This window comes from Microbacterium sp. GCM10027623 (assembly GCF_042666935.1).
Taxonomy (GTDB): Bacteria; Actinomycetota; Actinomycetes; order Actinomycetales; family Microbacteriaceae; genus Microbacterium.
Window position 1 is genome coordinate 488,802 of the sequence record NZ_JBHTHE010000001.1, and the last position, 24,968, is coordinate 513,769.

Below are 24,968 nucleotides of genomic sequence, written 5' to 3' on the forward strand. Positions count from 1 at the left end.
CTCCCTCTCCCGCGATTCTTCTGCATCCTAGATCCGCGCAGCAGCGCTCCCCGGGATGATGATGTTGAGATTCCAACATCATGTGTTGTTTAACCTACACCGTAGGCATCTGCGGATTCCAGGTCAAGCCGATGCGACGGCGTCGTCGCCGTGGGTCACTCCGTCTCGGGCAGGACCTTCGCCCACACCCGGGCCAGATCTCGAAGGTCCTGCTCGTCGAGCCGGTCGAAGAACAGCCGCTGCAGGTCTGCTCGATGCTGTCGCCAGGCGCTGCGCAGTAGTGCGCGGCCCTGCGGCGTCAGAACGGCGACCATGCCCCGCCCGTCCTCCTCGGCCCGTCGGCGTTCGATGAGCCCGCGTCGGTCGAGTCGGTCGGCGAGACGCGTGAAACCGCCGGTGGACATCACTCTCCTCCGGGCGAGTTCTGACATCCGCATTCCCGCGTCACCGACCTCGCCCAGCAGCGCCAGCACGCTGTACTCCGCCATCGAGACGTTCAAGGAGGCCAGGCCCGCCTCCACCTCGCGCCAGAGATGGTCGTGCGCGTAGAGCAGACCTCGCCAGGACTCGTCCTGCAGGGCGTTCAGACGCGGTGCGGCCATGCGCCGATTCTATCCACCGGCGGCGGTCTCGGGTGGCGCCGCGGACCCGGGAATAATTGTCTGCGCAGATAGTTAACTCTGCCACGGGATCCTTCCGAGCCCCGTCACGACAACGAGGAGAAGACCTATGAACGACGCGGTATCGGCCCCCGATGGGCGACCGGCATTCGAACTCGGCCACATGACCTTCGTCGAGATCACCGAGAACCCGCTGACGGGCGAGATGCCCTCCCCCACCCAGCGCACCCGGGACACGATCGAACAAGCGCGGCTGGCCGACCAGGTCGGCCTCGATCTCTTCGGAGTCGGTGAGCACCACCGCACCGACTTCGTCGGTTCGGCGCCGCAGATGGTGCTCGCCGCTGCCGCCGAGGCGACGGAGCGGATCCGTCTGACCAGCTCCGTCACCGTGCTCAGCTCGGACGACCCCGTGCGCGTCTGGGAGCAGTACGCGACTCTGGATCAGCTGTCCGGAGGCCGGGCGGAGATCATCGCCGGCCGCGGCTCGTACACGGAATCGTTCCCCCTGTTCGGCTACGACCTGCAGGACTACGGTGACCTGTTCCGCGAGAACCTCGACCTGCTGCTGCGCATCCGCGCGCAGAACCCCATCACCTGGCAGGGGCGTCTCCGCGCGCCGCTCGTCGACGCCGACATCGGTCCTCGCGCCGTGCAGGACGAGCTGCCGGTCTGGGTGGGCGTCGGCGGCAGCATGGCATCCGCCGTCCGCACCGGGCACCTCGGACTGCCGATGGCCCTGGCGCTGCTGCTCGGGCCCATCACCCTGCACCAGCAGACGGTCGAGGCCTACCATCAGGCCGCTGCGCAGGCCGGGCACGACCCGTCGCGGCTCCGCACCAGCATCAACGTCCACGGATTCATCGGCCGAACCAGCCAAGGCGCGCGCGAGACGATGTACCCCTTCTTCGCCCAGGGGATGAAGGAGAACAATCATCAGCGCGGCAATGGGTTCATCATGCCCAGAGACGCGTTCGAGGCGCAGACCTCGCCGGCGGCCGGTCTCATCGTCGGCAGCCCGCAGGAGGTCATCGACAAGATCCTGCTCTACAACCAGCTGTACGGGATGGACCGCGCCCTGATTCAGATCGGCTTCGGCGGCATGCCGCAGAAGGATGTTCTCGACGCCATCGAGCTTCTCGGCACCGAAGTCGCCCCCGTCGTGCAGCGCGAGCTGTCCGGTCGAACCACGGCGGCGGCGTGATGACCGCGATCGAGGCGCTCGGCGACGACCGCTCCGCAGGGGACGCCGACCGCGCCCCGCTGGAGGTCGTCGTGGTGAACGGCAGTCCCAGCCGCAAGTCCAAGACCGCCGGGCTGACGGATCTCATGGTGGACCGGGTGACCGCCGCGCTCGCGCGCGCAGGGCTGGCCGCACGCACGACGACCGTCGATGTCTATCGGCTCGGCCCCGCGTTCACCGGAGCCGTCGAACGTGAGGGCATCGCCGCCGACATAGACGACCTCCTGCGGCAGGTCGAGAACGCCGACCTGCTGATCGCGGCGACGCCCGTGTTCCGCGGCTCGTACACGGGAATGTTCAAGCACCTCTTCGACCTGGTCGACCAGTACGCGCTGGCGAACAAACCGGTGCTGCTGGCGGCCACCGGCGGCGGGGAGCATCACGCGCTCGTGCTCGAGCACGCCATGCGGCCGCTGTTCTCGTTCTTCCAGGCGATGACTGCGCCAGTCGCGGTGTTCGCCTCCGCCACGGATTTCGACGGCACGATCCCGCTCACCCCGCGCATCCACGGTCGCATCGAGACCGCGATCGACGACATCCTCCCGCTGCTCGTGGCTCGGGCGGGGAAGCGCGGCCCGCTCCCGGTCGCGCGGCCCCAGGTCGAGGAGGCGGCTTCAGCCTGAGACGTCCGCGCGTCAGGCGAACAGATCGTCGAACGCGTCCAGCCGGATGCGCGGCACGCGAACCTCCGGCTCGGTCGGGGCTGCCGCCACCGCGGGTGGCGGGGACGTGTCCACGGCATCCATCGCCTCACGCGCCGTGGGGGTCAGGAACCGGCTCGGCTTGGCGATCACATGCCTGGCGAGGAAGGAGGTCGGATGGGTGGGCAGCCGTGCGGGCGCGTACACGTCCAGCGTGTCGCGCGCTCGCGTCAGCGCGACGTAGAACAGCCGCTGCTCCTCGTCCAGCCCGGCCGATGACGAAAGCGCCATGTCCGACGGCATCGCGCCGTCGCAGGCGCGCAGCACGTGCACGGCATGCCACTCCAGGCCCTTGGCCGAGTGGATCGTCGAGAGCGTCACCCAGTCCTCGTCGAGGTGCGGCTTCTTCGCCCAGTCGCCGGCCACGGTCACCGGATCGATCGCCTGCTCGCTGACGAACGTGCGCAGGTCGGACTGCCGTGCGGCGGCCTGGGCGATCCCATCGACGTCGATGACGCGGCGCTGCCAGTCGGGGTAATGCGCCCGCAGGAGCGGGTCTACCGCCCCGCGGCACGCCTCGACCACGTCGGCGACGGGCGCGCCGGAATGCACCGCACCCAGCAGGGACAGGGTCGAGGCGAGCCCGGTGCGGGCCTGGGCGGGGGCTGCGGCGACGGCGTCCGCCGCCCGGTCGATCCCGCCGTCGGAGAGCATCGCCGCCAGCCCGCGGGCGGTCGTCTTGCCGATCGCCCGGTGCCGGGTCAGCAGGCGGTACCAGGACACCTCGTCGGCGGGATTGAGGATGATCCGGAAGCTCGCGAGCAGGTCACGCACGTGTGCGGTCTCCAGATAGCCGATCCCGCCGAACTTGCGGAACGGGATGCCGCGCACCTTCAGCTCGATCTCCAGCAGCGAACTGTGCGATCCGGTGCGCATGAGCACGGCCTGCTCGCGCAGGGGCATCCCGTCGACATGCGCGGCGAGGATGCGGTCGGCGACCGTGCGCGCCTCGTCGTCGGCGTTCCGGCACACGACCAGGGCGGGCCGAGGCCCCCGATGCTCCCGGTCCGCGACCAGCCGCAACGGGAGTTCGCCCGGCCGCACCGCGTTCGCCAGGTCGAGGATCGGCTGCGTGGAGCGGAAGTTGCGCTCCAGCCGCACGAGAGTGGCGTCCGGATGCGCGTCGACGAGCTCGAGGAGCTGACCGGCGCCCGCACCGCGGAAACCGTAGATCGCCTGCGCGTCGTCGCCGACCACGGTCAGACCGCGCCCGTCGGGAGCGAGCCCGCGCACGATGTCGACCTGCAGCTGGTTGACGTCCTGATACTCGTCGACGAGCACCCAGTCCCAGCGGGCCCGCATCCGCGCGCCGATGTCCGCGTCGGCGACGAGCGCGCGCCAGGCGATGAGCAGGTCGTCGAGATCCAGCAGGCCGCGTTCGCGCTTGCGGGCGCTGTAGTGCCTGAGCAGGGCGATGACGGCGTCCGCGTGCTCCAGCGCCCACGGGAACTGCTCGTCGATGACCGTGCGCGCCGGCGTGCCGGTGTTGATCGCCCGGGAGCCGATGTCGGCGATCGTGCGCGTGGTGGGCAGGCGGTCCGTCGTTCCGTCCAGACCGTGCTCGGAGCGCAGCAGATCGAGCAGGTCGATGACGTCATCCGGGTCGAGCAGTGTGACATCCGCCAGCCCGAGATGCTGCGCGTGCTCGGCGACGAGCCGGTGCGCCACCGCGTGGAACGTGCCGCCGGCGATCCGCTGCGCGGCCTGCGGGTCGCCGCAGAGCGCCGCGGCACGGGAGGCCATCGCGGCGGCCGCGCGGCGGGTGAAGGTCAGCAGCAGGATGCGCTCGGGCGCGACGCCGGCCTCGAGCAGGCGCGCGACCCGCGAGGTGAGCACGCGCGTCTTGCCCGTGCCGGCGCCGGCGGCGATCACCAGCAGCCCGTCGCCGTGCTCCACCGCCTGCAGCTGGGCCGCGTCGAGCCCGGCGAGCGCATCGCTTTCCGTCATACCGCCGACGGTAACCGCGGCCTCGGACATCGGCCTCGGACACGGGCGCGGCGACGAGCTCAGAGCGCCGTCGCGACCTCGACGAGATCGCGACGGGTGGGGTCCAGATCCCGGGTGCCACCGCGCCACAGCGCCGTGATGGGGCGCGTGACCGGGTCGCTGTCGATCGCCACCTCGACCAGACGGCCCAGGTGCACGTCGTCGGCGACCACCAGCCGCGACAGCAGCGCCGGCGCCAGCCCGTTCGCCACGGCCGAGCGCACGGCTGCCGAGGTCGGCAGCACGGCGATCGGGGCATCCGGTTCCCGGTGGAGCCTGTCGCGCACGGCGTCCTCCCAGGTCCTTCTCGTGCCGCTGCCCTCCTCGCGCGCGACCAGTGGTGCTGACGCGGCGTCCGACATCGTGACCGATGCGGCGACGGCCCACGGATGTCCGGGCGCGACCACCAGCGCGAGCGCGTCCGCACCCACCACCGCGCGGGCGAGACCGTCGGGCAGCACCGGCGATTCGATGAACCCCAGATCGGCGGCGCCCTCGCGCACGAGGGCGGCCACCTCGACACTGTTCCCGGCGATCAGGCGCACCGTGGTCGGTTCCAGCCCCTCGCGCACCTGCCGGTCCCGCAGCGCGACCAGCCACCCCGGCAGCAGGTGCGCGGCGACCGTCTGGCTCGCGGCGACCGTCAGCTCGCGGCGCCGCTCCCCGCGCAGCGTGCTGACACCGATGCGGAATCTCTCGGCAGCGGCGAGCACCTCCTCCGCCCAGGCGGCGGCGGTCTCACCGGCGGGGGTCGGCTCGGCGCCGCGCGTGGTGCGCTGCAGCAGCTCGAGTCCCAGCATCCGCTCCACACCGCGCAGGCGGGTGGATGCCGACTGCTGGGTGACCCCGCACTCGCGGGCCGCAGCGGAGATCGATCCGTGCCGCACGGCCGCGGTCAGCAGCCGCAGGGCCCGCAGGTCGGGAACATCGGTCATCGCATCCGTCACAGTTCCGAACTGTACCCCTATCGTGATGCGACCCCTACCGCATGACGGCGTCATCCGAAATGCTGGACGGGTGCAGCTGTCTCCCGTGCAGACCCTCCCCTCCCGCCTCGGCCGCCGCGGCATCGATGTGCTCCCCGGCGTGCTCCTCACCGCGGCCATCGCGCTGGTGGCGACGGGCATCGGCGCGATCTTGCCCGTGCTCGGCTCGGCCGTCCCGGCGATCGTCATCGGAGTGCTGCTGTCGCTGCTGCGCCCGCGCCTGATGGCCGGGCGCGAGAGGACGGATGCCCGGGTGCAGCCCGGCATCGCCTACTCGGGCAAGTTCCTGCTGCAGCTCGCCGTCGTGCTGCTGGGCGTGCAGCTTTCGATCGGCGCGATCGCGAAGGTCGGCCTCGAGTCGTTGCCGATCATGCTGACCACCCTCATCGTCTGCCTGCTGGGCGCCTGGGCGCTGGGACGGATGCTGCGCACCGAGCGACGCCTGACCACCCTGATCGGCGTCGGAACGGGCATCTGCGGAGCATCCGCCATCGCCGCCGTCTCCCCCGTGATCGGAGCGGCCGGCGCCGAGATCGCCTACGCCGTCTCGACGATCTTCCTCTTCAACATCCTCGCCGTCGTGCTCTTCCCCCTGATCGGGCACGCGCTGAACCTGGACCCGCACACTTTCGGCCTGTTCGCGGGCACCGCCGTGAACGACACCAGCTCGGTGGTCGCCGCGGCCGGCGTCTTCAGCACCGCCGCCCTCGGCTTCGCCGTGGTCGTCAAGCTCGTGCGCACACTGATGATCATCCCGATCAGCATCGGCCTGTCCGTCATGGAGGCCCGGCGCAGCGCAGCCGGGCAGCCGCTCACCGGCCGTCGCATCGCGAAGCTCGTGCCGTGGTTCCTGATCGGCTTCGTCGTCGTCGCGATCGTGAACTCGACCGGAGTGATCCCGGATGCGCCGCGCGAGGTGCTCGTGCACGCCAGCGTGTTCCTCATCGCGATGGCCCTCGCCGGCATCGGACTGTCCACCGACATCCCCGCCCTGCGCCGCGCGGGCTGGCGTCCGCTGGCGCTGGGCGGGATGCTGTGGATCCTCGTGACGATCACCGCGCTGGCCACGATCGCCGCCACGGGCGCTCTGCGCGGCTGAGCCCAGCCTGGACACCGCGCCTGCCCGCGACGCATCCAGGCCTCGCACACGCAGGGGTCCCGCACGCGCGGGAGGAGAACTCCGCGTCGGGAGGAGACATCCCGCAGGATCACCCTCCCGAACGCGAGTTCTCCTCCCGAGCACGCGGGTCGGCAGCGCAGCCCGCGACGAGACGCATCGAGTGTCCGGTCAGCTCCGGCGCTTGCGGACGGTGATCACGATCACGATCGCGATCGCGACGATCAGCACCACGCCGAGGCCGATCAGCAGCGGCCAGGGAGCGGCCTCCGTCTCGGACGGCGCCTGCGTCTCCTCGGGCGAAGCCGGCGCGGTGGTCTGCACCGGCGCGGTGGTCTCGGACGCGGTCGCAGACGGGCTCGGCGCCGCCTCGGGGGCGGCGAGCGAGAACGCGTACTCGCCCGACGTGGGGTGGCCGTCACTCGAGACGACCTGCCAGGTCACGGTGAAGTCGCCGTTCGGCATGCCGCTCTTCAACGGCACGGTCACGGTGTCGGCGCTCACGACAGGATCGCCGCTCACCCAGTCGTCGCCCGACGCGTCGACGACGGACATGGCGGTGCCGCTGTTGCCGTCGAGCTCGAGCAGATTGTTCGAGAACGTGAGCACGACCTGCTCCGGCGCGGTGGTCAACTGCTCACCGGATGCGGGCGAGCTCGACACGAGCTCGTCATGGGCGGACGCCGGGGCGGCCACCGCGAACACGGCGGCGACGGCCACGGCGACTCCCGCCAGTGCGGTGCGGATACGGAACATGAAAGACCTCTCTTCGGATGCCGCGATGCGGCGCCTGTATCTGTGGACGGCGGGCGCGGATGCACGACCGACGGTCGCAGCGATGCGCTGCGAGGGGAGTCAGACCAGGCGAAGAGGCGGACCGCGACGATGGATCTCGGCGCGCAGGGGGTCCTGGGGCACCGGGGCGCATGCCACCGCCCAGCGGCGCCGTGCGGGTATGTCGAGGGTGACCGAGACGGCCGTCGGGACGATTCGGCGCACCCAGGCGGCAATGGCGGATGCCGCGCTCAGCAGCGCGCGGACGATCAGCTCCCCGCGGTGCAGCGCGGCGATCGTGAGGGCGGCGGCCAGGCCGTGCGCGATCCACATGCCCGCATCCTCGGGGACGAGCACGGCGTCACCGGAGAACGACAGCGGCGCGAGGGCGTGCACGTGCGGCGCGAGGGCATGCACGTGCGGCGCGAGGCCGGCGGAGGGCGTGATGCTGCCCAGCACGAACAGGGCGTGGAAGAGCAGCTGCGAGGCGAGCACCGACAGACTCAGCCGGAGGATGGAGAGACGCCGACCGGCCAGCAGGATGCACACGGTCAGCGACAGCAACCAGGGCACGGCGATGCCCAGCAAGCCGGGCATCGGACCGCCCACCCACACGTGGGACGCCAGCGCGACGAACGTCGCGATCGAGGCGCCCACGAATCCACGGAGCAGCGGGATTCTGCGGGAGGGGCGCACCCCTCCATTGTCTCACTCGCCGGCGGGAGCCGTGCAGATGGCGACGTCGGCGATCGTCTGCGCATACTGCTCGGCTGTGAACGGCAGGCCGAAGTCAGGCGCGGTCTCGCCCTTCGCCGCGGGAGCCTTCGACGCGATCGCCGCGAGCTGCCAGGCGAGGTAGGCGGCGGTGCCGCCTCCGGCGGCGGAGTTGTTCAGCGTCACCGCCACCGTGAATCCGGTCTCGGGGTCGGCGTAGGCCGCTGTCGCGTAGCCGGGCACCCAGCCGTGCTGCCCGATCATCGATCCGACCAGGTACGCACCGCCCGTCGCCTGATACCAGGCCGGGGCCTTCGACGACGCCGGCAGCGGAGACTCGAAGCGGGCGGGAGCGGCGTTCTTCTCGCGCAGTGCCTGGCGCGCCTCGGCCTGCGTGTACCGGCCGAGGTCGGTGATGGTGGAGACGACGCCCGAGTCGGTGAAGCCGATGCTCGAGGAGATCTTGGTGATGTCGACGGGTGCCTTGCAGTCGTATCCGCCTTCGACCTCGGGCAGGTAGGCGCCCTTCAGAGCCGGCGCGGGCTTCGGGGCGGACGCCGCCGGCGACGGCAGCGAGGTGGAGTCCAGCTCAAGGGGGGTGGTGACGTACCGGGAGATCAGCTGCGATGCGCTCTCGCCCGAGATGCGCTCCAGCGCCAGACCGAGCATGAGGTAGCCGGCATCCGAGTCGCGGTAAGTGGTGTGCGCGGCGCCGCGCTGCACGCCCAGGCCGAAGCTGGCCAGCTGCAGAGGCGCCCATTCCCGATCGGGGGTGTTCAGCCAGTACGGCTTCGCGGCGGCTTCCGACGAGCCGACCCCGCTGGTGCCGTTGCACAGGTCGAGCAGCGTGATGTCGCTGAGATCGGCGACGCCCGAGACATGCTTCGGCACGGGAGTGTCGAGCTTGACCTTGCCATCGTCCACCATTCCGTACAGCACGTCGCAGGTCATCATCCGCGTGACATCCGCCACGCGGAAGGACATGTCGGTGGTGACCTTGGTGTCGTCGTTGGCGGTCTGCGTGCCCAGCCCGGTCACCCATTCACCGCTCCAGGGCACCCACACGCCCACGATGGCGCCGGATGAGCCCGTCGCGACCATGGCCTTCTCGACGGCCGACTGCAGCTGAGCGGTCACGTCGTCCGGCAGTTTCGCCTCCACCTGCTTCGGAGGCGTGTAGGAGAAATCCGGTTCGGATGCCGAGCATCCGGTGAGTGCGAGAACGAGGGCGACGGCGCCGCCGACGGCAGCGCGCAGACGGCGCGACGAACGAAGGTGCATAGATCGACTCTCTGGGAGATGGATTCTCCGAGTCTAGAACGCAGAGGCTGAAAGCCCGCCTGTACGGCTCCTGTGCGTCAGGTCCGCACTTTCTCGGCCTGGCGCGCCTCCCACGCTTCGCGCATGAATCGGCGCACGTCCTCGTCCACGCGGATGTCACGCGGACGCAGCGGCCGCGAGAGGTAGAGGCCGTCCAGGGAGGTGAGCCGCGACAGCGCGACATACGTCTGTCCGGGGGCGAACGCCCCCGAGCCCAGGTCGATGATCGCCCGATCGTACGTCTTGCCCTGCGATTTATGGATCGTCACCGCCCAGGCCAGCCGCAGCGGGAACTGCGTGAACTCCGCGACCACCTCGCGAGTGAGCGTCTTGGTGCCGGGATTGTAGGCGTACCGGAATCGCTCCCAGACCGCCGGCTCCACGTCGAACTCCTCGCCGTCCACCTCCACGCGCACCGTGCCGCCCAGGATGCGGGTGACCGTGCCGATGGATCCGTTCACCCAGCGGGGCGGCTCTCCCTGCATGGCCACGTCATTGCGCAGGAACATCACCTGAGCCCCGACCTTGAGCTTGAGCTCCGAATCGGCGGGGTAGTTCGCCTCACCGCGCCCGAAGTCACCCGACACCTCGGCATGAGCGGTCTGCTCGCGGCCGGCGAGAGCGGCGAGGTGACGGCTGTTGATGCTGTTGACGATGTCGTTGCGGGTGGCGAGCGTGATGATCGGCACCTCTCCCGGCTCCGGTTCCGGGGGCGTGCGAGCGCCCTGCGCGTTCAGCGTTCCTGCGATCTCGGCCGTCACGCGTCCGTACCGCACGGCGTTCAGCATCGCCTTGAATCCGTCGTCCGCCTGGCGGTGGATCTGCACCAGCTCGTGCACGTGCAGCTTCGCCCCATGGGCGCCGAGATCCAGCAGTCCCTGGGATCCGGCTCCGTCGGATAGACCCCCCGTCCACACCTTCGCGTCGAAGAACCAGAACGAGCGGTAGTGGTCTTGGATGTAGCGCAGCTCGTCGCCGCGGGGCGGCACCGGCGCCAGCTGGTACGGGTCGCCGAACATCACCACCTGCACGCCGCCGAACGGCAGGCCGCGCTTGCCCCTGGCCTGGCGCAGAGACCGGTCGATGGCGTCCATCAGGTCGGCGTTGACCATCGAGATCTCGTCGATGACGAGGGTCTGGATGGCGTTGAGGATGCGGCGCGTGGCATCCGACTGCTCGATCTCGCTCTCGGCGATCAGCCCGATCGGCAGCCGGAACAGCGAGTGGATCGTCTGTCCCTCGACGTTCAGCGCGGCCACACCCGTCGGCGCGCAGATCGCGATCTGCTTCTCGGTGTTCCACGCGAAATGCTGCAGGAGGGTGGACTTTCCCGTCCCCGCACGACCGGTGATGAACACGTGCTCGTCGGTGTCCTCGATGAGTCGGAACAGCGCCTGCTGTTCATCGGAGAGGGTCACGGGCACGCACCCATGTTAAGTCCCCCTGCGTACGGCGGGAGTCCGCGCATGTCGCACCGAGGCGCGCGACTCGGCTGCATCCCAGGACGCATCCCTAGAATTGCGCCATGATGCAGGGGCGGACGGTGTCACGGCGGCGAGCCGCGCTCCGAACCGACCTCAGCATCCTCACCGTCATCGGGATCCTGCTGATCGCCGCGCTCTCCGCTGCCGGCGTCTCGCTCTACCAGCAGATCTACAGTCCGTCGGCGTTCGTCCACCGCTACCTCGATCTGCTCGCCGACGGTCACGCCGCAGACGCGCTGCGCGTGCCGGGCGTCTCGGTCGATCTGGTTCTGCAGACGGATGCCGACATCGACGCCGTGGCATCGGAGGCGCTGCTGCGCACCGCCGCCCTCAGCCGCCTGTCCGACTACGAGATCACATCGGAGAAGCAGAAGGACGGCGTCTACCGGGTGACCGCCTCCTACGAGGCCGCGGGCACCCCCGGCTCCACCACCTACACCGTGGTCCAGGACGGCTGGATCGGCGTGGCGCCGAACTGGCGCTTCGAGCGCAGCCCCCTCGCCGAGATCGAGCTCACCGTGCGAGGCGCCGACGTCTTCTCGGTGAACGGCTTCGAGCTCGACCGCCGCCAGGTCTCCACCCATGGCGCCGAGGCCGATCCTCTGGACCCGCTGCATCTGCTGGTCTTCACCCCCGGCGTGTACTCGGTGACCGTCGACACTCCGATCTCGGCAACGCCCGGAGTGCGCGTGCTCGCCGACACCGCCCTCGCCCGGACACCCGTCGAGGTGCAGGCGCTGCCGACCGAGAAGTTCATCGGCATCGTGCAGCAGAAGGTCGAGGAGTTCCTCGCGAACTGCGCCACCCAGGAGGTGCTGCTGCCCACCGCCTGCCCGTTCGGCCTCGAGGTGCAGAACCGCATCGCCGACGGGTCGGTGCCGAAGTGGTCGATCGCCCGGCAGCCGCAGGTCACGGTCGAACCCGACGGGGCGCAGTGGCGCATCCCCGCAGCCGACGCCGTCGCCCACATCGATGTGAAGATCAAGTCGGTGTTCGACGGGTCGGTGCACGACGTGTCGGAAGACGTGCCGTTCCAGGTCGACGGCACCATCGGCATCCTGCCGGACGGCTCCGCGCAGATCCGGGTCGGATCCCCCGCCGCGGACGCCGACCCCGAGTAGGCCGTCGACGCGACGCGTCCTACTTGCCGAACCCGGCAGTCAAGCCGGCCACCAGCTGACGGCGCCCGAAGACGTACAGGAGCAGGATCGGCAGCATGGTCAGGATGACCGCCGCCATGATCCCGGGCACGTCGACGGTCAGCTCGCTCTGAAAACTCCACAGCGCGAGCGGCAGCACGCGCTGTGAGGGGCTCTGGGTGAGCACCAGCGGGAAGAGGAATCCGTTCCACACCTGCAGGCCGTCGTAGATGAGCACCGTGATCAGTGCCGGGCGACCGAGCGGGAGCACCAGCCGCCACAGCATGGTCCAGTTCGTCGCGCCGTCCAGCCGCATCGACTCGAACAGCTCGCCGGGGATGTCCCGCAGGAAGTTCACCAGGATCACGATGGTGATCGGCATGGCGAAGGCGGCGGAGGGGATGATGAGTGCGATGAGGGTGTCGTAGAGCTTCATCTGCGTGATCATGTAATAGATCGGGATGATCGCCGCCTGCAGCGGGATCGCCAGGCCCAGCAGGGCGAACGAGAACGACCCGCGGGAGATCGGATGATCGTTGCGGACGATCGTGTACGCCGCGAGCAGTGAGATGAACACGGCGGCCACCGCGGCCACGGTCGTGACGATCACGGAGTTCATGAAGTAGCCGAGGAACCCGGCGTCGAACACCTTGACGTAGTTGTCGAGTGTGGGCGCGGACGGCAGAGCCAGCGGCGCGTCGACGAAGAACGTCTGGTTCGACCGCAGGCTCGTCACGAGCACCCAGTACAGCGGGACCATGACGATGATGAGCCAGATCGCGCCGAAAGCGCCTCCGGCGACGTTGACCTCGCGTCGGGGGCGGCGTGATCGAAGCGGCCGGCCCTGTGCTCGAAGCGGGGGGCGCTGTGTTCGAAGCGGGGGGCGCTGTGCGGTGGAGGTCATGTCAGGCGCCTTCCATCTGGCTCTGCATCTTGGTGAAGCCGGTCAGTCTGGTCAGCAGAACGGACATCACCAGACCGAGCACGGCGAGGAACGTGGCGATCGCGCTGCCGAGACCCATGTCCGCGGCCCGGAAGCCGGTGATGTACATGTGCAGCGGCAGCACGCGCGTCGCATAGCCGGGGCCACCGGCCGTCATCACGAAGATCAGATCGAAGTAGGTGAGAGATCCGACCAGCATGAGCGTCGATGAGGTGACGATGGTGTACTTCAGCTGCGGGAGGGTGATCGAGAGGAACTGCCTCATCGCACCGGCGCCGTCGATGGACGCCGCCTCGTAGAGCTGCCCGGGGATCTGCCGCACGCCGCCCTGGTACAGGATCGTGTGCAGCGGGATGAAGCTCCACGCGATCACGAAGATGACCATCAGGAGCACAGTGCTCTTGTCACCGAGCCAGTTGTGCGAGAGCCATTCCAGACCCGGCTGGGTCGACAGGCCGAAGTTGGGGTCGAGCAGGTTCTTGAAGGCCAGGGCGACGGCGGCGGACGACAGCAGCAGGGGGATGAAGAACATCAGCCCCGCGAACGAGCGGAATCCGCCTGATCGCGCGATCCACACGCCGAGGAGAAGACTGATCGGCGTCTGCACGAGCCAGCTGCCGATCACCACGAGGATCGTCACCTGCAGAGTGATCCAGGTGACGTCGCTCGTGAAGAACTCCTGCCAGTTCGCCAGACCCAGCCAGCCGGGCGGGCTCAGCTGATCCCACCTCATGAACGACAGCACGACGGCCCCGATCAGGGGTATCACCGCGAATCCGCCGAACAGGAGCGCGGCCGGCAGGAGATACCAGAGGCTGGGGCCGTGGGACGAGCGCTGGCGCGCCCGTCCCACAGTCGACGCGCTCGTCATCCGATGGTCGCATTCATCGCCTCGGCGAAGGCATCCGCGTCGATCTCCAGCAGGAAGACCCGGTCCAGCTGGGTGGTCAGCTCAGCACCCTGCGCCGGCGACAGGGCCTGATCCCAGGACAGCTGGAAGCTCGGCGCGTCCTGCGCCAGATCGAAGACGAAGCTCTGGAACTCGTTGTCGTCCCGCTGTGCGATGAGCTCCGACGCGCTCTTCACACCCGGGACGGCCGAACGGTCCAGGATCTCGCCCACGTAGTCCTCGTTCATCACCTCGGTCTTGAGGAAGTCGAGCACGGTGGCCTTCTTCTCATCGGATGTGGCGCTGGTCACCGACCAGAAGTTCGACGGGTTGCCGACGATGGTCGCGGGGTCGCCGCTGCCGCCCTCCACGGACGGGAACGGGACATAGCCGAGGGATCCGGCCGCCACGAAGTCCGGGGCGCTGCTCTGGATGTTGGAGTACGCCTGCGAGAGGACGACCATCATCGCGGCCTTCCCGGAATACAGCAGGGCATCCGCCGCACCGCTTCCATAGTCGACGGAGGCGTAGTCGGCGTTGAATCCGCCTGCCCTGACCAGCTCCTGGATCATCTCGACGGCCTCGATGACCGCCGGGTCCGACCAGGAGTCGGGCTCGCCCGCCAGGATGCTGTCGAACACCTCCGACCCGCCGATGCGGTCGACGAGGTACGAGAGGTAGGGCAGTTCGGGCCATTTGCTGGCACCGGCGAGCGCGATCGGAGCGACCCCGGCCTTCGTGAAGACCGGCACGAGTTCCATCAGGTCGTCCCAGGATGCCGGTGGTTCGGCGCCCACGCTCTCGAAGACGTCCTTGTTGTACAGGATCACGACCGGCTGGATGTTGTTGATCGCCGCACCGTAGGTCTTGCCGTCGAAGGTGACCGCGCCCTTCACGGTGTCCAGGTAGCGGTCGGTGATCTCGGCATCCTCGATCGGGTCCACGTACCCCGCATCGACGTAGCTGTCGAGAACGCCGCCGCCCCAGCCGAACATCAGCGCCGGCCCCTGATCGGCGCCGAGCGCCATGCGCAGCTTGTCCTGGTAGCCGTCGTTGCCGAACATCTGCAGCTCGATGGGGCGACCCGGGTTCGCGCTGTTCCAGCGCTCCACCGCCGCCTCGTACGAGTCCGACTGGCCGCCCTGCACGCCCCAGACGACCGCCGCGGAGCTGTCGGACGCGGCTTCCCCGGACGATGGTCCGCACCCCGTCAGTGCGAGAGCGGCGGTCACGCCCGCAGCCGCGAGTGCGGCCGCTCTGGTCTTCTTCAACCTCATGGTCTGCCTCACTTCATCGTTGATACAGGAGAACCATCCGAAATAATTTCGGCATATTTTCGGGGTTCGCTGTGACAGTAACGGCTGAAATCATTGCCGTCAAGCGTGCCGGCCTGGGCATAGGATGACGACCAGGTCCCCAACACCTACGAAAACATTTCGCTGCTTGTACGATGCTGTCGACGACCGAGGAGATCCCCATGAACGACACATCCCGCGACACCGTGCCCCGCGGCAGAGCGACGCTGGCCGACGTCGCCAGGCACGCCGGTGTGTCCCCGTCCACCGCGTCGAAGGCCATCAACGGTCGCCGCGACGTCTCGGCAGCCACCCGCGCGCGCGTCGAGGCGGCGATCGCCGCGACAGGTTACGACCCGATCCACGGTGCGGCGCCGCGCTCACGGCCGACCGTCGAGTTCCTCGTGGACGTGCTGACCAGCCCCTATGCGATGGAGATCCTGCGGGGCGTCACCCTGGCCGCCGAGGCAGCCGGAGTGGACATCGTCGTCGGACGCTTCCGCCGAACCGACGCCGACGCCGACGCCGACATCATCGGTCGACTCGTCGATGCCGAGCGCATGGGCGCGATCATCGTCACGGCCGAGGTGTCCGACACGACCTATGCCGCGATCACCGAATCCGGCATCCCGGTCGTCTTCGTCGACCCCCTCCGCGTCGAAGGCGCCCCCGTGGTGTCGGTCGGGTCGACCAACTGGATCGGTGGACGCAGTGCCACCGAGTACCTGATCGGCCTCGGCCACCGCCGGCTGGCCATGCTCGGCGGACCCGAGACGTCGGTCAGCGCGGTGGCACGGATGGACGGCTTCCGATCCGCCGCCGAATCGGCGGCGGTGACCGTCGACCCGCGTTTCGTCGCGCACACGCACTTCGAGCACGACAGCGCGCAGGCGATCGCGGAGGGCTGGCTGGCCCTTCCCGACCGCCCGACGGGGATCGTCGCCTCCAGCGATGCCCAGGCACTGGGGGTCCTGGAGGCGGCACGCCGACTCGGACTGCGCGTGCCGGAGGACCTCAGCGTCGTCGGCTATGACGACACCTATGTGGCCGCCTGGGCGCACCCGCCGCTGACCTCCGTCTACCAGCCGCTGCAGGACATCGGACGGGTCTGCCTGCGCACCGTGCAGCGCCTGGCCGCCGGCAAGCGCCTCGACTCCCACCACATCGAGTTGGCGACGCGTCTCGTCGTCCGCGAATCCACCGCTCCTCCCGCACCCCAGGACCATCCGTGACACAGCAGCATTCCTCCGCCGCCGCCTGGCAGCGCACCGACCTCCCCGCCGACGCACGCGTCGAGGCGCTTCTGGGCGCGATGACCCTCGAGGAGAAGGTGGCGCAGCTCACCGGCTACTGGTTCGATCGGCGGGATGCCGGAGAAGTCGTCGCCCCCATGCAGGACACCCTGGGTGCAGGGCGACCGCCGTTCGAGAAGGTCGCCCCGCGCGGTCTCGGCCACTTCACCCGGGTGGTCGGGACGACCCCCGATACGACCGTCGCGGTGCGCCGGCGCCTGCGCGACCGCCAGCGCGAGCTCATCGAGCAGTCCCGGCTCGGCCTGCCTGCGATCGCCCACGAGGAGTGCCTCACCGGTGTCAACGCGGTCGGTGCGACCGTGTACCCCGCCCCGCTGTCCTGGGGCGCATCCTTCGACCCGGCGCTCGTGCAGCGCATCAGCGAGACCATCGGCGCCGACCTGCGTGCGCTCGGCGTGCACCAGGGCCTGTCCCCGGTGCTCGATGTGGTCCGCGACTACCGCTGGGGACGCGTCGAGGAGACCATCGGCGAGGATCCGGTTCTGGTCGGCACGGTGGGCGCGGCGTACGTGCGCGGACTGGAGGAGGCCGGGGTCATCGCGACGCTGAAGCATTTCGTCGGCTACTCCGCCTCGGTGTCCGGGCGCAATCATGCGCCGGTCTCCGCGGGCCCGCGTGAGCTCGCCGACGTCCTGCTGGTGCCGTTCGAGCTCGCCCTGCGTGAAGGCGGGGCGCGCTCCGTCATGAATTCGTACAGCGACATCGACGGGATGCCGGTGGCCGCCGACCGCACCCTGCTCACCGACCTGCTGCGCACCACCTGGGGCTTCGAGGGCACGGTCGTCTCCGACTACTGGGCCGTCCCCTTCCTCGCCACCGCTCACGGCGTGGCCGCCGACGGTCCCGATGCGGGGGTGCGCGCCCTCGAGGCGGGCATGGATGTCGAGCTGCCGAACGGCATGTGCTTCCCCCCGCTGGCCGACGCCGTCGCCGCCGGCGTCGTCGACGAGGAGCTCATCGACCGGTCCGTGCGTCGCGTCCTGCGCCAGAAGGTGGAGCTGGGCCTGCTCGAGGCGGACTTCGATTTCCAGGTGGAGGATGACCTCGACCTGGATGACGCCGACAATCGCGCCCTGGCGCGGGAGGCCGCTGAGGCCGCCATCGTGCTGCTGCGCAACGAGAACGATGCCCTCCCACTGGATCCGGCGTTCCGCGGCAGCATCGCGGTCATCGGCCCAGCCGGTGACACCCCGCGCGCTTTCCTGGGCTGCTACTCCTACCCTGTGCACGTCCTTCCCCGGCATCCGGAGTACGGTCTGGGCGTGGAGGTCGCCTCTCTCACCGATGCGCTGCGCGACGAGTTCCCCGCCGCGCAGGTGGTGCACCGGCGCGGAGCCGACTTCCTCGATGACGACGCGTCGGGAGTTCCCGCGGCTGTGGAAGCCGCGCGCGCCGCCGACATCGTCATCCTCGCGGTCGGAGACCTGCCCGGCATGTTCGGCCGCGGCACCTCAGGAGAGGGCTGCGATGTCGAGGACCTCGCCCTTCCGGGCGGGCAGGCGGCGCTCGTGGACGCCGTCACCGCGACCGGCAAGCCGATCATCCTCATCACCAACAGCGGTCGACCCTACGCGTTCGATCACACCACGCGGAGCGTGCCCGCAGCCGTGCAGGCGTTCATCCCCGGAGAAGAGGCGGCCGCTGCGATCGCCGGCGTGCTCTCAGGCCGCGTCAATCCGTCGGCGAAGCTGCCCGTGCAGATCCCCCGCACCCGCAGCGGCGCTCAGCACCTCTACCTCGGCGCGCCGTTGACCCGCACGATAGACAAGATCTCCAACCTCTCCACGACGCCCGCCTTCCCCTTCGGGCACGGACTCGGCTACTCCGACTTCGCGATCGACGCGGTGACCGTCGGCACCGACCGGCTCGCCTCCGACGAGACCACCACCCTGTCGCTGACCGTGCGGAACACGGGCGCGCAGGCGGGCGCCGAGGTCGTTCAGCTCTACGTCTCGGACCCGCTCGCGCAGATCGCGCGGCCGGTGCGCAAGCTCGTCGGCTACGCCAAGGTCGCCCTCGGAGCGGGGGACCGAGCCGCCGTCACCTTCACGATCAGCCCCGAGCTCGCCGCCTACACGGGTGGCGACATGCAGCGCCGGATCGACACCGGAGCACTGGTGTTCGCGGTCGGCAGCTCCAGCGAGCAGATCCATGCCGAGTGCTCCATCGAGGTCACCGGGTCGGCGCGGCTGGTCGGCGGGGATCGGATGATCGTCGCGCCGGTGCAGGTGCAGTCGCTGAGCTGACTCGCGACCCCGGATGCGGATGCCGGGCACCACGGGTCGTCAGGGTCGTCAGGCGCGGTTCAGGCGCGCGCTCAGTGCGGTTCGCGCTGGGCGACGGGCAGGTCGCGCGCGGCCATCTTCGCGAGCCTCTCGTTGTACTCGTCCAGCTCCGCATCGCCCGCCCGATCGATGAACCGGTCCCGGCGACGCTGCAGCTTGGCATCCGACCGGGACCACTGGATCGCCACCGTGATCGCCAGGATCAGCGTCGGGATCTCACCGACCGACCAGGCGATGCCGCCGCCGATGTACTGGTCCTCCATCGGCGTCGGTCCCCAGGTGCGCCCCATGGATCCGAACCACTCGGCGACCATCAGGCCCGACTGCATCATGATCGCCATGCCGAAGAACGCGTGCATGGCCATGATGGCGATGAGGGTGATGATGCGGCCCGCATGCGGCAGCCGGTACGGGATCGGATCCGCCCCGACCAGAGTCATCACGAACAGGTAGCCCGAGATGAGGAAGTGCACGACCATCCACTCGTGACCGAGGTGGTCGTACATCGACCACCTGACCAGATCGGTGAAGTAGAACGCCCACAGCGACACGATGAAGATCCCGGCCGCCACGAACGGATGCGTGATCACGCGCGAGTAGGGCGAGTGCACCGCCCAGAGGATCCATTCCCGTGCGCCTCGCGTGCCGTCATCGCGCTTGTGGATCGCGCGCAGCGCCAGCGTGATGGGGGCACCGCTCACCAGCAGCAGCGGAATGGCCATGCTCAGCACCATGTGGCCGAGCATGTGGACGCTGAACAGGTACTCCTGGTACAGGTTGATGGGACCGCAGGTGACCCAGAGCAGCAGCAGCATCCCGGCCATCCAGAAGATCGTGCGCTGCACCGGCCAGCGGTCGCCCCGCGCCCGAAGCCGCACGACGCCCACCGCGTACAGGAAGACGCCGAAGCCGACAGCCACCACCCACAGGATGTCGACGTCGTGCGAGGTGAACCATCGGTCGAGCGTCAGTTCCGGCGGCAGCGGGCTGCGCGCGAGCCTCTCGGCCGCCGTCTGCACGGCGGGCGCCGTCTCGCCCTGCGGCGGTGGGGTGCGGGCGAGCGCCGACGCGGCACCGGACGCGGCCCCCATCAGCGCCAGCTCGCCGAGGACCAGCGTCCAGAACGAGCGCTTCCCCTTCGCTCCGGAGAAGTGCGGGATGAGTCGGCGGCGGTACCAGGCGCCGAACAGGCCGAGGCCGATCAGCAGAATCGCCTTGCCGATGACGATCAGGCCGTACGGCGAGAACATCTCCTCCCACGAGCCGACCGCCACGACGGTGCGGGCGATGCCCGAGATCGCGACGACGACGAAAGCGGCCAGTGCGAGCGACGAGTACCGGCTGATCAGCAGCGGCAGGTCGACGGCATCCGTCTTCGCGTTCTTGGTCTTCGTCTTCGCGCTCGTGCCGCCGACGCCGCGCAGGATCACCAGCAGCATCAGACCGCCGATCCACACGGCAGCGCCGATCGTGTGCAGCAGGATCGCGTTGACCGCGACGTTGTGTCCCGCCAGGTCGCCGGAGTGACCCTGGGTCGCGAGGGGAAGGAACGCCGCCGCCGCGAGCACCGCCGTCATGAGCGTTCCCGTCCAGCCGCGCCAGCCGAAGGCGAGCAGGGTGATGACCGCCCCCATGAGCACGGTGATCAGCCACGCCTGACCGAGCGGAAGGGTCAGCAGGAACATCCCCAGCTGCTCTCCGAACGAACGATCCGCCGAGAGCTTGGGGTTGAAGGCGGCGAGGAGCGTCATGACCGCGGCGATGGCGGAGGTCACGGTGAACAGCGCCGCTCCGACGGACGCGGTGTCCAGGGCGATGTCGTACGGGCGGGTGCCGCTGCGCAGGGCGAACAGGGCGAGCACCAGCGCGCCCAGCATCGCCGCCCCGGAGAGGTTGGCGACCATCTTGACGATGGGCAGACCCCACATGACGACGGGGCCGGGATCCAGCAGCTTGGGCGGCACGGCGGCCCCACCCACGACGAACGCCACGAGGACCCCCGCGGTCGCGCCGGCGATGAGGATCGCGAGGCCGGCGAGACGGTAAGACTTCACTCCCCCAGCCTACGGCGGATGCCTGTGCACGACGCGGGAGACGGATGCCTGCACAGCACCTGCGGGCACGAGAGAGGCCGCCCCCGCAGGGACGGCCTCTCCGCGCTGGCAGATCCAGCAGCAGCGGTCTTACTTGACGGCAGCCTTCAGCTTGGAGCCTGCGGTGACCTTGACGCGCTTGCCGGCGGGGATCTTGATCTCGGCGCCGGTCTGCGGGTTGCGGCCGGTGCGCGCAGCGGTCGCCACCTGCTCGAACGAGATCCAGCCCGGGATCGAGACCTTGCTGCCCTTGGCGACAGCGTCGGAGACGGTGCCGAAGAGCGAGTCGAGGACGCGCGAAACGGTGGCCTGGCTCTCGCCGGTTGCGGAAGCGATGCTCGCGACGAGCTCGGTCTTGGTGATGGACTTGTCAGCCATGTCATCCTCCAGCGACGACGTCCGCCGCATCGTGTTGATTTCGGGGGAGACCCCCGTCGGTCGATCGACCGCCTTGAATGTATCAACCGCAAGCACGAAATCCCCGTCATTTCGCGGGTTTCGGGCTGTTTTCTCGGTGTGTCGCGCCTCAGCAGTCACATTTTTCACATTTCGGGGGTTCGATGCCGGGCCAGCGACCCTCCGCGCCTCCCCTGCTCGGGAGGAGAACTCCCGCTCGGGAGGAGCCCAGCGCGAGCATCCTCCTCCCATCCGAGAGTTCTCCGCCCGAGCGGGAGTGGGGAGCAAGGGACTCAGGCGGCGAGGTGCAGGCGCTGCGCGATCGCGGCCAGGATCGAGGCCTGCACCTCGTGCCAGCGATTCATGAGCTGCGAGTAGCTGATGCGGATGACGTGGTACCCGTGCAGCTTGAGCAGCGCGTCATGGGCGATGTCGCTGGTGCGCTGCGCACCGACGTGATGGCCTCCGTCGATCTGTACGACGAGGCGATCACCGATCAGGAAGTCGACCCGATGCCCCAGCAGCCAGACCTGGGGAGTGATGGGCACGCGCAGCCACCGTAGGCGCGTACGGAAGATCGTCTCCGTGCCGGCATCCGCGAAGGGCGTCGCATGCTGCAGCATCCGCTTGGCGTCGGGTGGCAGCGGTGCCCGCGCGAGGATGCCGGGATCCACCAGTCCGCTCTTGAGTGCCGACTCCCAGACAGCGAGCGCCTCCTCGTGCGGGCGGCAGCGCGCCACCAGCACGAGCGCGTTCTCCAACGAGTCCTCACAGGAGTCCGGATGCCGAGGGAAGAGCGGCACGCTCCAGTGCACCACCCCGCTCTTCACCGCGACGTGCCCAGCGTGCGGCGGGGCGGCGAGGTGCGGTGTCGAGGAGTCGAGCACCCACAGGTCGCGCCGTGCGGCGAGGGTGATGCAGCTGAGCACCACTCCGCGCTTGGCTGCGGCCACCAGCATCCGATCAGCGCCGGCGCGCGCCACCCATCCGCGACGAATCGAGAGGATCCAGCCGCGCTCGCGCGCTCTACGCAGAGCGTGAGCGGTGACGCCCAGCCGGCGCAGGGCGTCGATGGGGGCCACTCCGTCGTACTGCGCGAGCGCGTCCAGGACATCCATGGGTCGATCGTGGCCCCGCGCGACAGCATCCGAAGTCCCCGATCCCGCGTTCTGGGGACAAATCGCCGGCGCTCGCGATTGTGCAGGACGACACGGGCGCCCCCGCTCCGGAGGAGAACTCGCGCTCGGGAGGAGCGCTGCGCGACGACCGTCCTCCCCACAGGGAGTTCTCCTCCCGAGCGGGTGCGGACAAGAGCGCCACGGGACGCGAAAGGGGCGAGGATCCGAAGATCCCCGCCCCTTGGAAGCGACTGCTTACCAGCTCGACTTGGTGATGCCGGGCAGCTCGCCGCGGTGCGCCATGTCACGGAAGCGGACACGCGAGATGCCGAACTTCGTGAGGACACCACGGGGGCGGCCGTCGATGGCGTCGCGCGAACGGACGCGAACCGGCGACGCGTTGCGCGGCAGCTTCTGCAGACCGACGCGAGCGGCCTCACGGGCCTCGTCGGTGGCGGTCGGGTCGACCAGGGTCTTCTTCAGCTCGGCACGACGCTCCGCGTAGCGGGCGACGATGACCTTGCGCTGCTCATTCTTGGCGATCTTGCTCTTCTTGGCCATGTCTTAACGCTCCTCTCGGAATTCGACGTGCTTGCGGATGACCGGGTCGTACTTCTTCAGCACGAGACGGTCGGGGGTGTTGCGACGGTTCTTCTTGGTCACGTAGGTGTAACCGGTGCCTGCCGTCGAACGGAGCTTGATGATCGGACGGACGTCCTGAGCCTTCTTGGCCATTAGAGCTTCACACCCTTCGCCTGGAGGTCCGCGACGACCTTCTCGATGCCGCGCGCGTCGATCACCTTGATGCCCTTGGCGGACACGTTGAGCGTGATCTTACGACCCAGCGACGGCACGAAGTACGTCTTCTTCTGCACGTTCGGGTCGAAGCGGCGCTTCGTCCGGCGGTGCGAGTGCGAGATGTTGTGACCGAAGCCGGGAACAGCTCCTGTCACCTGGCACACTGCTGCCATGTGATTACTCCTTCATTACCGTGAGGCCGGACGGCCCCACCCAAGATCCCTTGTCTGCACCCCGCCCGCACGCACAGCCCTTCGACAAGCTCAGGGACCGGATGGTGAGGAGTGGGATGCGAACTGCGCACAGGAGAGCGCGCAGACAAGGAGTCAGTTTAGCACGCGGGCAGCGGATGCCGGTATCACGCCCTTCCCCCGGTCAGGTCAGCGGATGCCCGACCCGCAGCAGACCGTCCTCGTCCCATGCGGAGCGGATGTCGCGCAGGCGCTGCGTCGACGGACCATACAGCGATTCGGCGGCTGCCGGGCGCTCGGTGAAGGTCTTCACGCTTCGTGCGGAGCCGAACGGACGCAGGCGGGAGAGCACCGCATCCGCTGCGGTGCGCACCGGCTCCAGCGCCTCGGCGGACGGCACGATGCCGACCACGTACACCAGGGCGTCGCCCTCGAGTGTCGTCACCGCGCCGTCGCCGGACGCATCGGATGCGGCTGCGCCGAGGTGGCGCAGTTCGATCGACAGCAGGGGCGCGGCGATCGGCTCGCCCACCGCACTCACCAGCGCATCGATGAGCTCCGGAGTGATCGCGGCGATCAGCAGCGAATCACCGTGCCCCGGCACCGGATCCGGCGGATCGCCGTGCACCGCCGCGAGCCCGGCCGCGGTGATCGGCGCGAAGCTGTCCTGCTCAGGCTCGAGGGCGCGCAGCGGTGCGAGCAGGCGCATCGTGGTCTCGGCGTCCTCCTGGATCGCCGCTTCGACTCCGACGAACGAGCGGCCCCGCATCGGCTCGGGGATCTGCTCGATCGGCGGGAATCGCAGCACGCGCAGCACCGAAGTGACGCTGCGGGGCAGTCCGTCGGTCCACTGCGCCCACGCCGCGGCGACCTCCGCCGTCCGTTCCACCGGCCACAGCAGCGATCCGGCGACCAGTTGCGGAACCGCATGCAGCCGGATGACGACGGCCGTGACGATCACCGGCAGAGCACCGCCGCGCGCGGCCCAGAGCAGTTCGGGATGCCGGTGCTCGTCGATCGTCAGCATCCGCCCCTGCGCATCCACCGCCTCGACGGCGATGACCGCGTTCGAGGCGAGGCCGTGCGATCGCGCGAACCACCCCAGTCCACCACCGAGCAGGAGGCCGACGACCCCCACGCCGGCCGCCATCCCGGCGACCGGCGCGAGGCCGTGCGCGGCGGCCCCAGCCGCCACCGCGCCCCACCGTGCGCCCGCTTCGACCCTGGCCGTCCCCGCGACCGGATCGATGCTGACGTCATCCAGGCGGGAGGTCCGCAACAGGATCGTTCCTGCCAGACCGGGCAGCGTGCCAGCCGCATGACCGGTGGACTGAGGTGCGACGCCGAGTCCCAGCGCTCGGGCCGCACGCACCGCCTCGACGACGTCCTGCACGTCGGCGGCTTCCACGACCGCATCGGGACGCTGGTCCGCGAGGAGCTGCCACGCGCCCCGCGCCGCGTCCCAGCCCGCCTCCCCCGGCAGGTGCAGCTCGCCGTGCAGCCGTCCCCGCAGCTCTTCGATCTTCGAGACGGCGGATTGATCGGTGTTCATGGTTCCTCGAT

General features: G+C 69.4%; 23 protein-coding genes. 6 read left to right on the forward strand and 17 right to left on the reverse strand.

All coding sequences use genetic code 11. From position 1 onward, the window contains the following. Positions 1-155: 155 nt before the first annotated feature. Positions 156-602, reverse strand: a complete 447-nt coding sequence (locus ACFQY2_RS02185; RefSeq protein ID WP_378743974.1) for a MarR family winged helix-turn-helix transcriptional regulator — start codon at positions 600-602, stop codon at positions 156-158. Between the two features lie 127 nt (positions 603-729). Here ACFQY2_RS02185 and ACFQY2_RS02190 point away from each other — a divergent pair, with 127 nt between their 5' ends. Beyond that, positions 730-1,824, forward strand: a complete 1,095-nt coding sequence (locus tag ACFQY2_RS02190) for an LLM class flavin-dependent oxidoreductase (protein WP_378743975.1) — start codon at positions 730-732, stop codon at positions 1,822-1,824. After that, positions 1,824-2,486 carry an NAD(P)H-dependent oxidoreductase gene (locus tag ACFQY2_RS02195; RefSeq protein WP_378745007.1) on the forward strand — a complete coding sequence of 221 codons (663 nt, stop codon included), beginning with the start codon at positions 1,824-1,826 and terminating at the stop codon, positions 2,484-2,486. The genes ACFQY2_RS02190 and ACFQY2_RS02195 overlap by 1 nt, the downstream gene beginning before the upstream one ends. A 12-nt stretch (positions 2,487-2,498) precedes the next feature. On the opposite strand, the gene ACFQY2_RS02200 is transcribed toward ACFQY2_RS02195, so the two are convergent. Both ACFQY2_RS02200 and ACFQY2_RS02205 read right to left on the reverse strand, forming a co-directional pair. Next, a complete protein-coding gene (locus ACFQY2_RS02200; RefSeq protein WP_378743976.1) occupies positions 2,499-4,511 on the reverse strand; it encodes an ATP-dependent helicase in 2,013 nt (670 codons plus the stop codon). Between the two features lie 59 nt (positions 4,512-4,570). Continuing rightward, positions 4,571-5,485, reverse strand: coding sequence for a LysR family transcriptional regulator (locus ACFQY2_RS02205; RefSeq protein ID WP_378743977.1), 915 nt, complete (start codon positions 5,483-5,485; stop codon positions 4,571-4,573). An 82-nt stretch (positions 5,486-5,567) separates the two neighbouring features. Between ACFQY2_RS02205 and ACFQY2_RS02210 the strand changes: the two genes are divergently transcribed. Beyond that, on the forward strand, positions 5,568-6,635 hold the full coding sequence (locus ACFQY2_RS02210) for a YeiH family protein (RefSeq protein WP_378743978.1): 1,068 nt from the start codon (positions 5,568-5,570) through the stop codon (positions 6,633-6,635). A 189-nt stretch (positions 6,636-6,824) separates the two neighbouring features. Here the strand turns inward: ACFQY2_RS02210 and ACFQY2_RS02215 are convergent, their stop codons facing one another. From ACFQY2_RS02215 to ACFQY2_RS02230, 4 genes are all read right to left on the reverse strand, one after another. Further along, positions 6,825-7,409 carry a copper resistance protein CopC gene (locus ACFQY2_RS02215; RefSeq protein WP_378743979.1) on the reverse strand — a complete coding sequence of 195 codons (585 nt, stop codon included), beginning with the start codon at positions 7,407-7,409 and terminating at the stop codon, positions 6,825-6,827. Positions 7,410-7,508: 99 nt separating this feature from the next. Then, positions 7,509-8,084 carry a hypothetical protein gene (locus ACFQY2_RS02220; protein ID WP_378743980.1) on the reverse strand — a complete coding sequence of 192 codons (576 nt, stop codon included), beginning with the start codon at positions 8,082-8,084 and terminating at the stop codon, positions 7,509-7,511. Positions 8,085-8,135: 51 nt separating this feature from the next. Continuing rightward, positions 8,136-9,422, reverse strand: coding sequence for a serine hydrolase domain-containing protein (locus ACFQY2_RS02225; protein ID WP_378743981.1), 1,287 nt, complete (start codon positions 9,420-9,422; stop codon positions 8,136-8,138). A 77-nt stretch (positions 9,423-9,499) separates the two neighbouring features. Then, the gene (locus tag ACFQY2_RS02230) at positions 9,500-10,885 is read right to left on the reverse strand and encodes an ATP-dependent RecD-like DNA helicase (protein WP_378743982.1); all 1,386 of its coding nucleotides are present in this window, start codon (positions 10,883-10,885) and stop codon (positions 9,500-9,502) included. Positions 10,886-10,986: 101 nt separating this feature from the next. Here ACFQY2_RS02230 and ACFQY2_RS02235 point away from each other — a divergent pair, with 101 nt between their 5' ends. Continuing rightward, the gene (locus ACFQY2_RS02235) at positions 10,987-12,066 is read left to right on the forward strand and encodes a hypothetical protein (protein WP_378743984.1); all 1,080 of its coding nucleotides are present in this window, start codon (positions 10,987-10,989) and stop codon (positions 12,064-12,066) included. A 19-nt stretch (positions 12,067-12,085) separates the two neighbouring features. Here the strand turns inward: ACFQY2_RS02235 and ACFQY2_RS02240 are convergent, their stop codons facing one another. The 3 genes from ACFQY2_RS02240 to ACFQY2_RS02250 are packed head-to-tail and all read right to left on the reverse strand — an operon-like array spanning position 12,086 to position 15,193. Continuing rightward, entirely contained in the window at positions 12,086-12,988 is a 903-nt protein-coding gene (locus ACFQY2_RS02240; protein WP_378743985.1) for a carbohydrate ABC transporter permease, read from the reverse strand. Between the two features lies 1 nt (position 12,989). Next, positions 12,990-13,898 carry a carbohydrate ABC transporter permease gene (locus ACFQY2_RS02245; protein ID WP_378743986.1) on the reverse strand — a complete coding sequence of 303 codons (909 nt, stop codon included), beginning with the start codon at positions 13,896-13,898 and terminating at the stop codon, positions 12,990-12,992. Beyond that, entirely contained in the window at positions 13,895-15,193 is a 1,299-nt protein-coding gene (locus ACFQY2_RS02250; RefSeq protein ID WP_378743987.1) for an ABC transporter substrate-binding protein, read from the reverse strand. The genes ACFQY2_RS02245 and ACFQY2_RS02250 overlap by 4 nt, the downstream gene beginning before the upstream one ends. 200 nt (positions 15,194-15,393) lie before the next feature. Between ACFQY2_RS02250 and ACFQY2_RS02255 the strand changes: the two genes are divergently transcribed. Both ACFQY2_RS02255 and ACFQY2_RS02260 read left to right on the forward strand, forming a co-directional pair. Next, positions 15,394-16,443, forward strand: coding sequence for a LacI family DNA-binding transcriptional regulator (locus ACFQY2_RS02255; protein WP_378743988.1), 1,050 nt, complete (start codon positions 15,394-15,396; stop codon positions 16,441-16,443). Further along, positions 16,440-18,770 (forward strand): beta-glucosidase, encoded by a 2,331-nt coding sequence (locus ACFQY2_RS02260; protein WP_378743989.1) that lies wholly within the window; start codon positions 16,440-16,442, stop codon positions 18,768-18,770. Before ACFQY2_RS02255 ends, ACFQY2_RS02260 begins: the two co-directional genes overlap by 4 nt. 71 nt (positions 18,771-18,841) lie before the next feature. Here the strand turns inward: ACFQY2_RS02260 and ACFQY2_RS02265 are convergent, their stop codons facing one another. The 7 genes from ACFQY2_RS02265 to ACFQY2_RS02295 form a co-directional block, all read right to left on the reverse strand. After that, the gene (locus ACFQY2_RS02265; protein WP_378743990.1) at positions 18,842-20,863 is read right to left on the reverse strand and encodes a cytochrome c oxidase assembly protein; all 2,022 of its coding nucleotides are present in this window, start codon (positions 20,861-20,863) and stop codon (positions 18,842-18,844) included. Between the two features lie 129 nt (positions 20,864-20,992). Then, positions 20,993-21,280 carry an HU family DNA-binding protein gene (locus ACFQY2_RS02270; RefSeq protein ID WP_285638350.1) on the reverse strand — a complete coding sequence of 96 codons (288 nt, stop codon included), beginning with the start codon at positions 21,278-21,280 and terminating at the stop codon, positions 20,993-20,995. A 311-nt stretch (positions 21,281-21,591) separates the two neighbouring features. Next, a complete protein-coding gene (locus ACFQY2_RS02275) occupies positions 21,592-22,416 on the reverse strand; it encodes a DUF559 domain-containing protein (protein WP_378743991.1) in 825 nt (274 codons plus the stop codon). Between the two features lie 255 nt (positions 22,417-22,671). Then, positions 22,672-22,977 (reverse strand): 30S ribosomal protein S14, encoded by a 306-nt coding sequence (gene rpsN / locus ACFQY2_RS02280; protein ID WP_378743992.1) that lies wholly within the window; start codon positions 22,975-22,977, stop codon positions 22,672-22,674. 3 nt (positions 22,978-22,980) lie between these two features. Continuing rightward, entirely contained in the window at positions 22,981-23,151 is a 171-nt protein-coding gene (rpmG, locus tag ACFQY2_RS02285) for a 50S ribosomal protein L33 (protein ID WP_066082388.1), read from the reverse strand. Next, complete coding sequence (gene rpmB, locus ACFQY2_RS02290; RefSeq protein ID WP_045271470.1) at positions 23,151-23,387, reverse strand: 50S ribosomal protein L28; 237 nt, start codon at positions 23,385-23,387, stop codon at positions 23,151-23,153. Before rpmB ends, rpmG begins: the two co-directional genes overlap by 1 nt. A 202-nt stretch (positions 23,388-23,589) precedes the next feature. Next, positions 23,590-24,957, reverse strand: a complete 1,368-nt coding sequence (locus ACFQY2_RS02295; protein ID WP_378743993.1) for an FAD-binding oxidoreductase — start codon at positions 24,955-24,957, stop codon at positions 23,590-23,592. Positions 24,958-24,968: the final 11 nt, after the last annotated feature.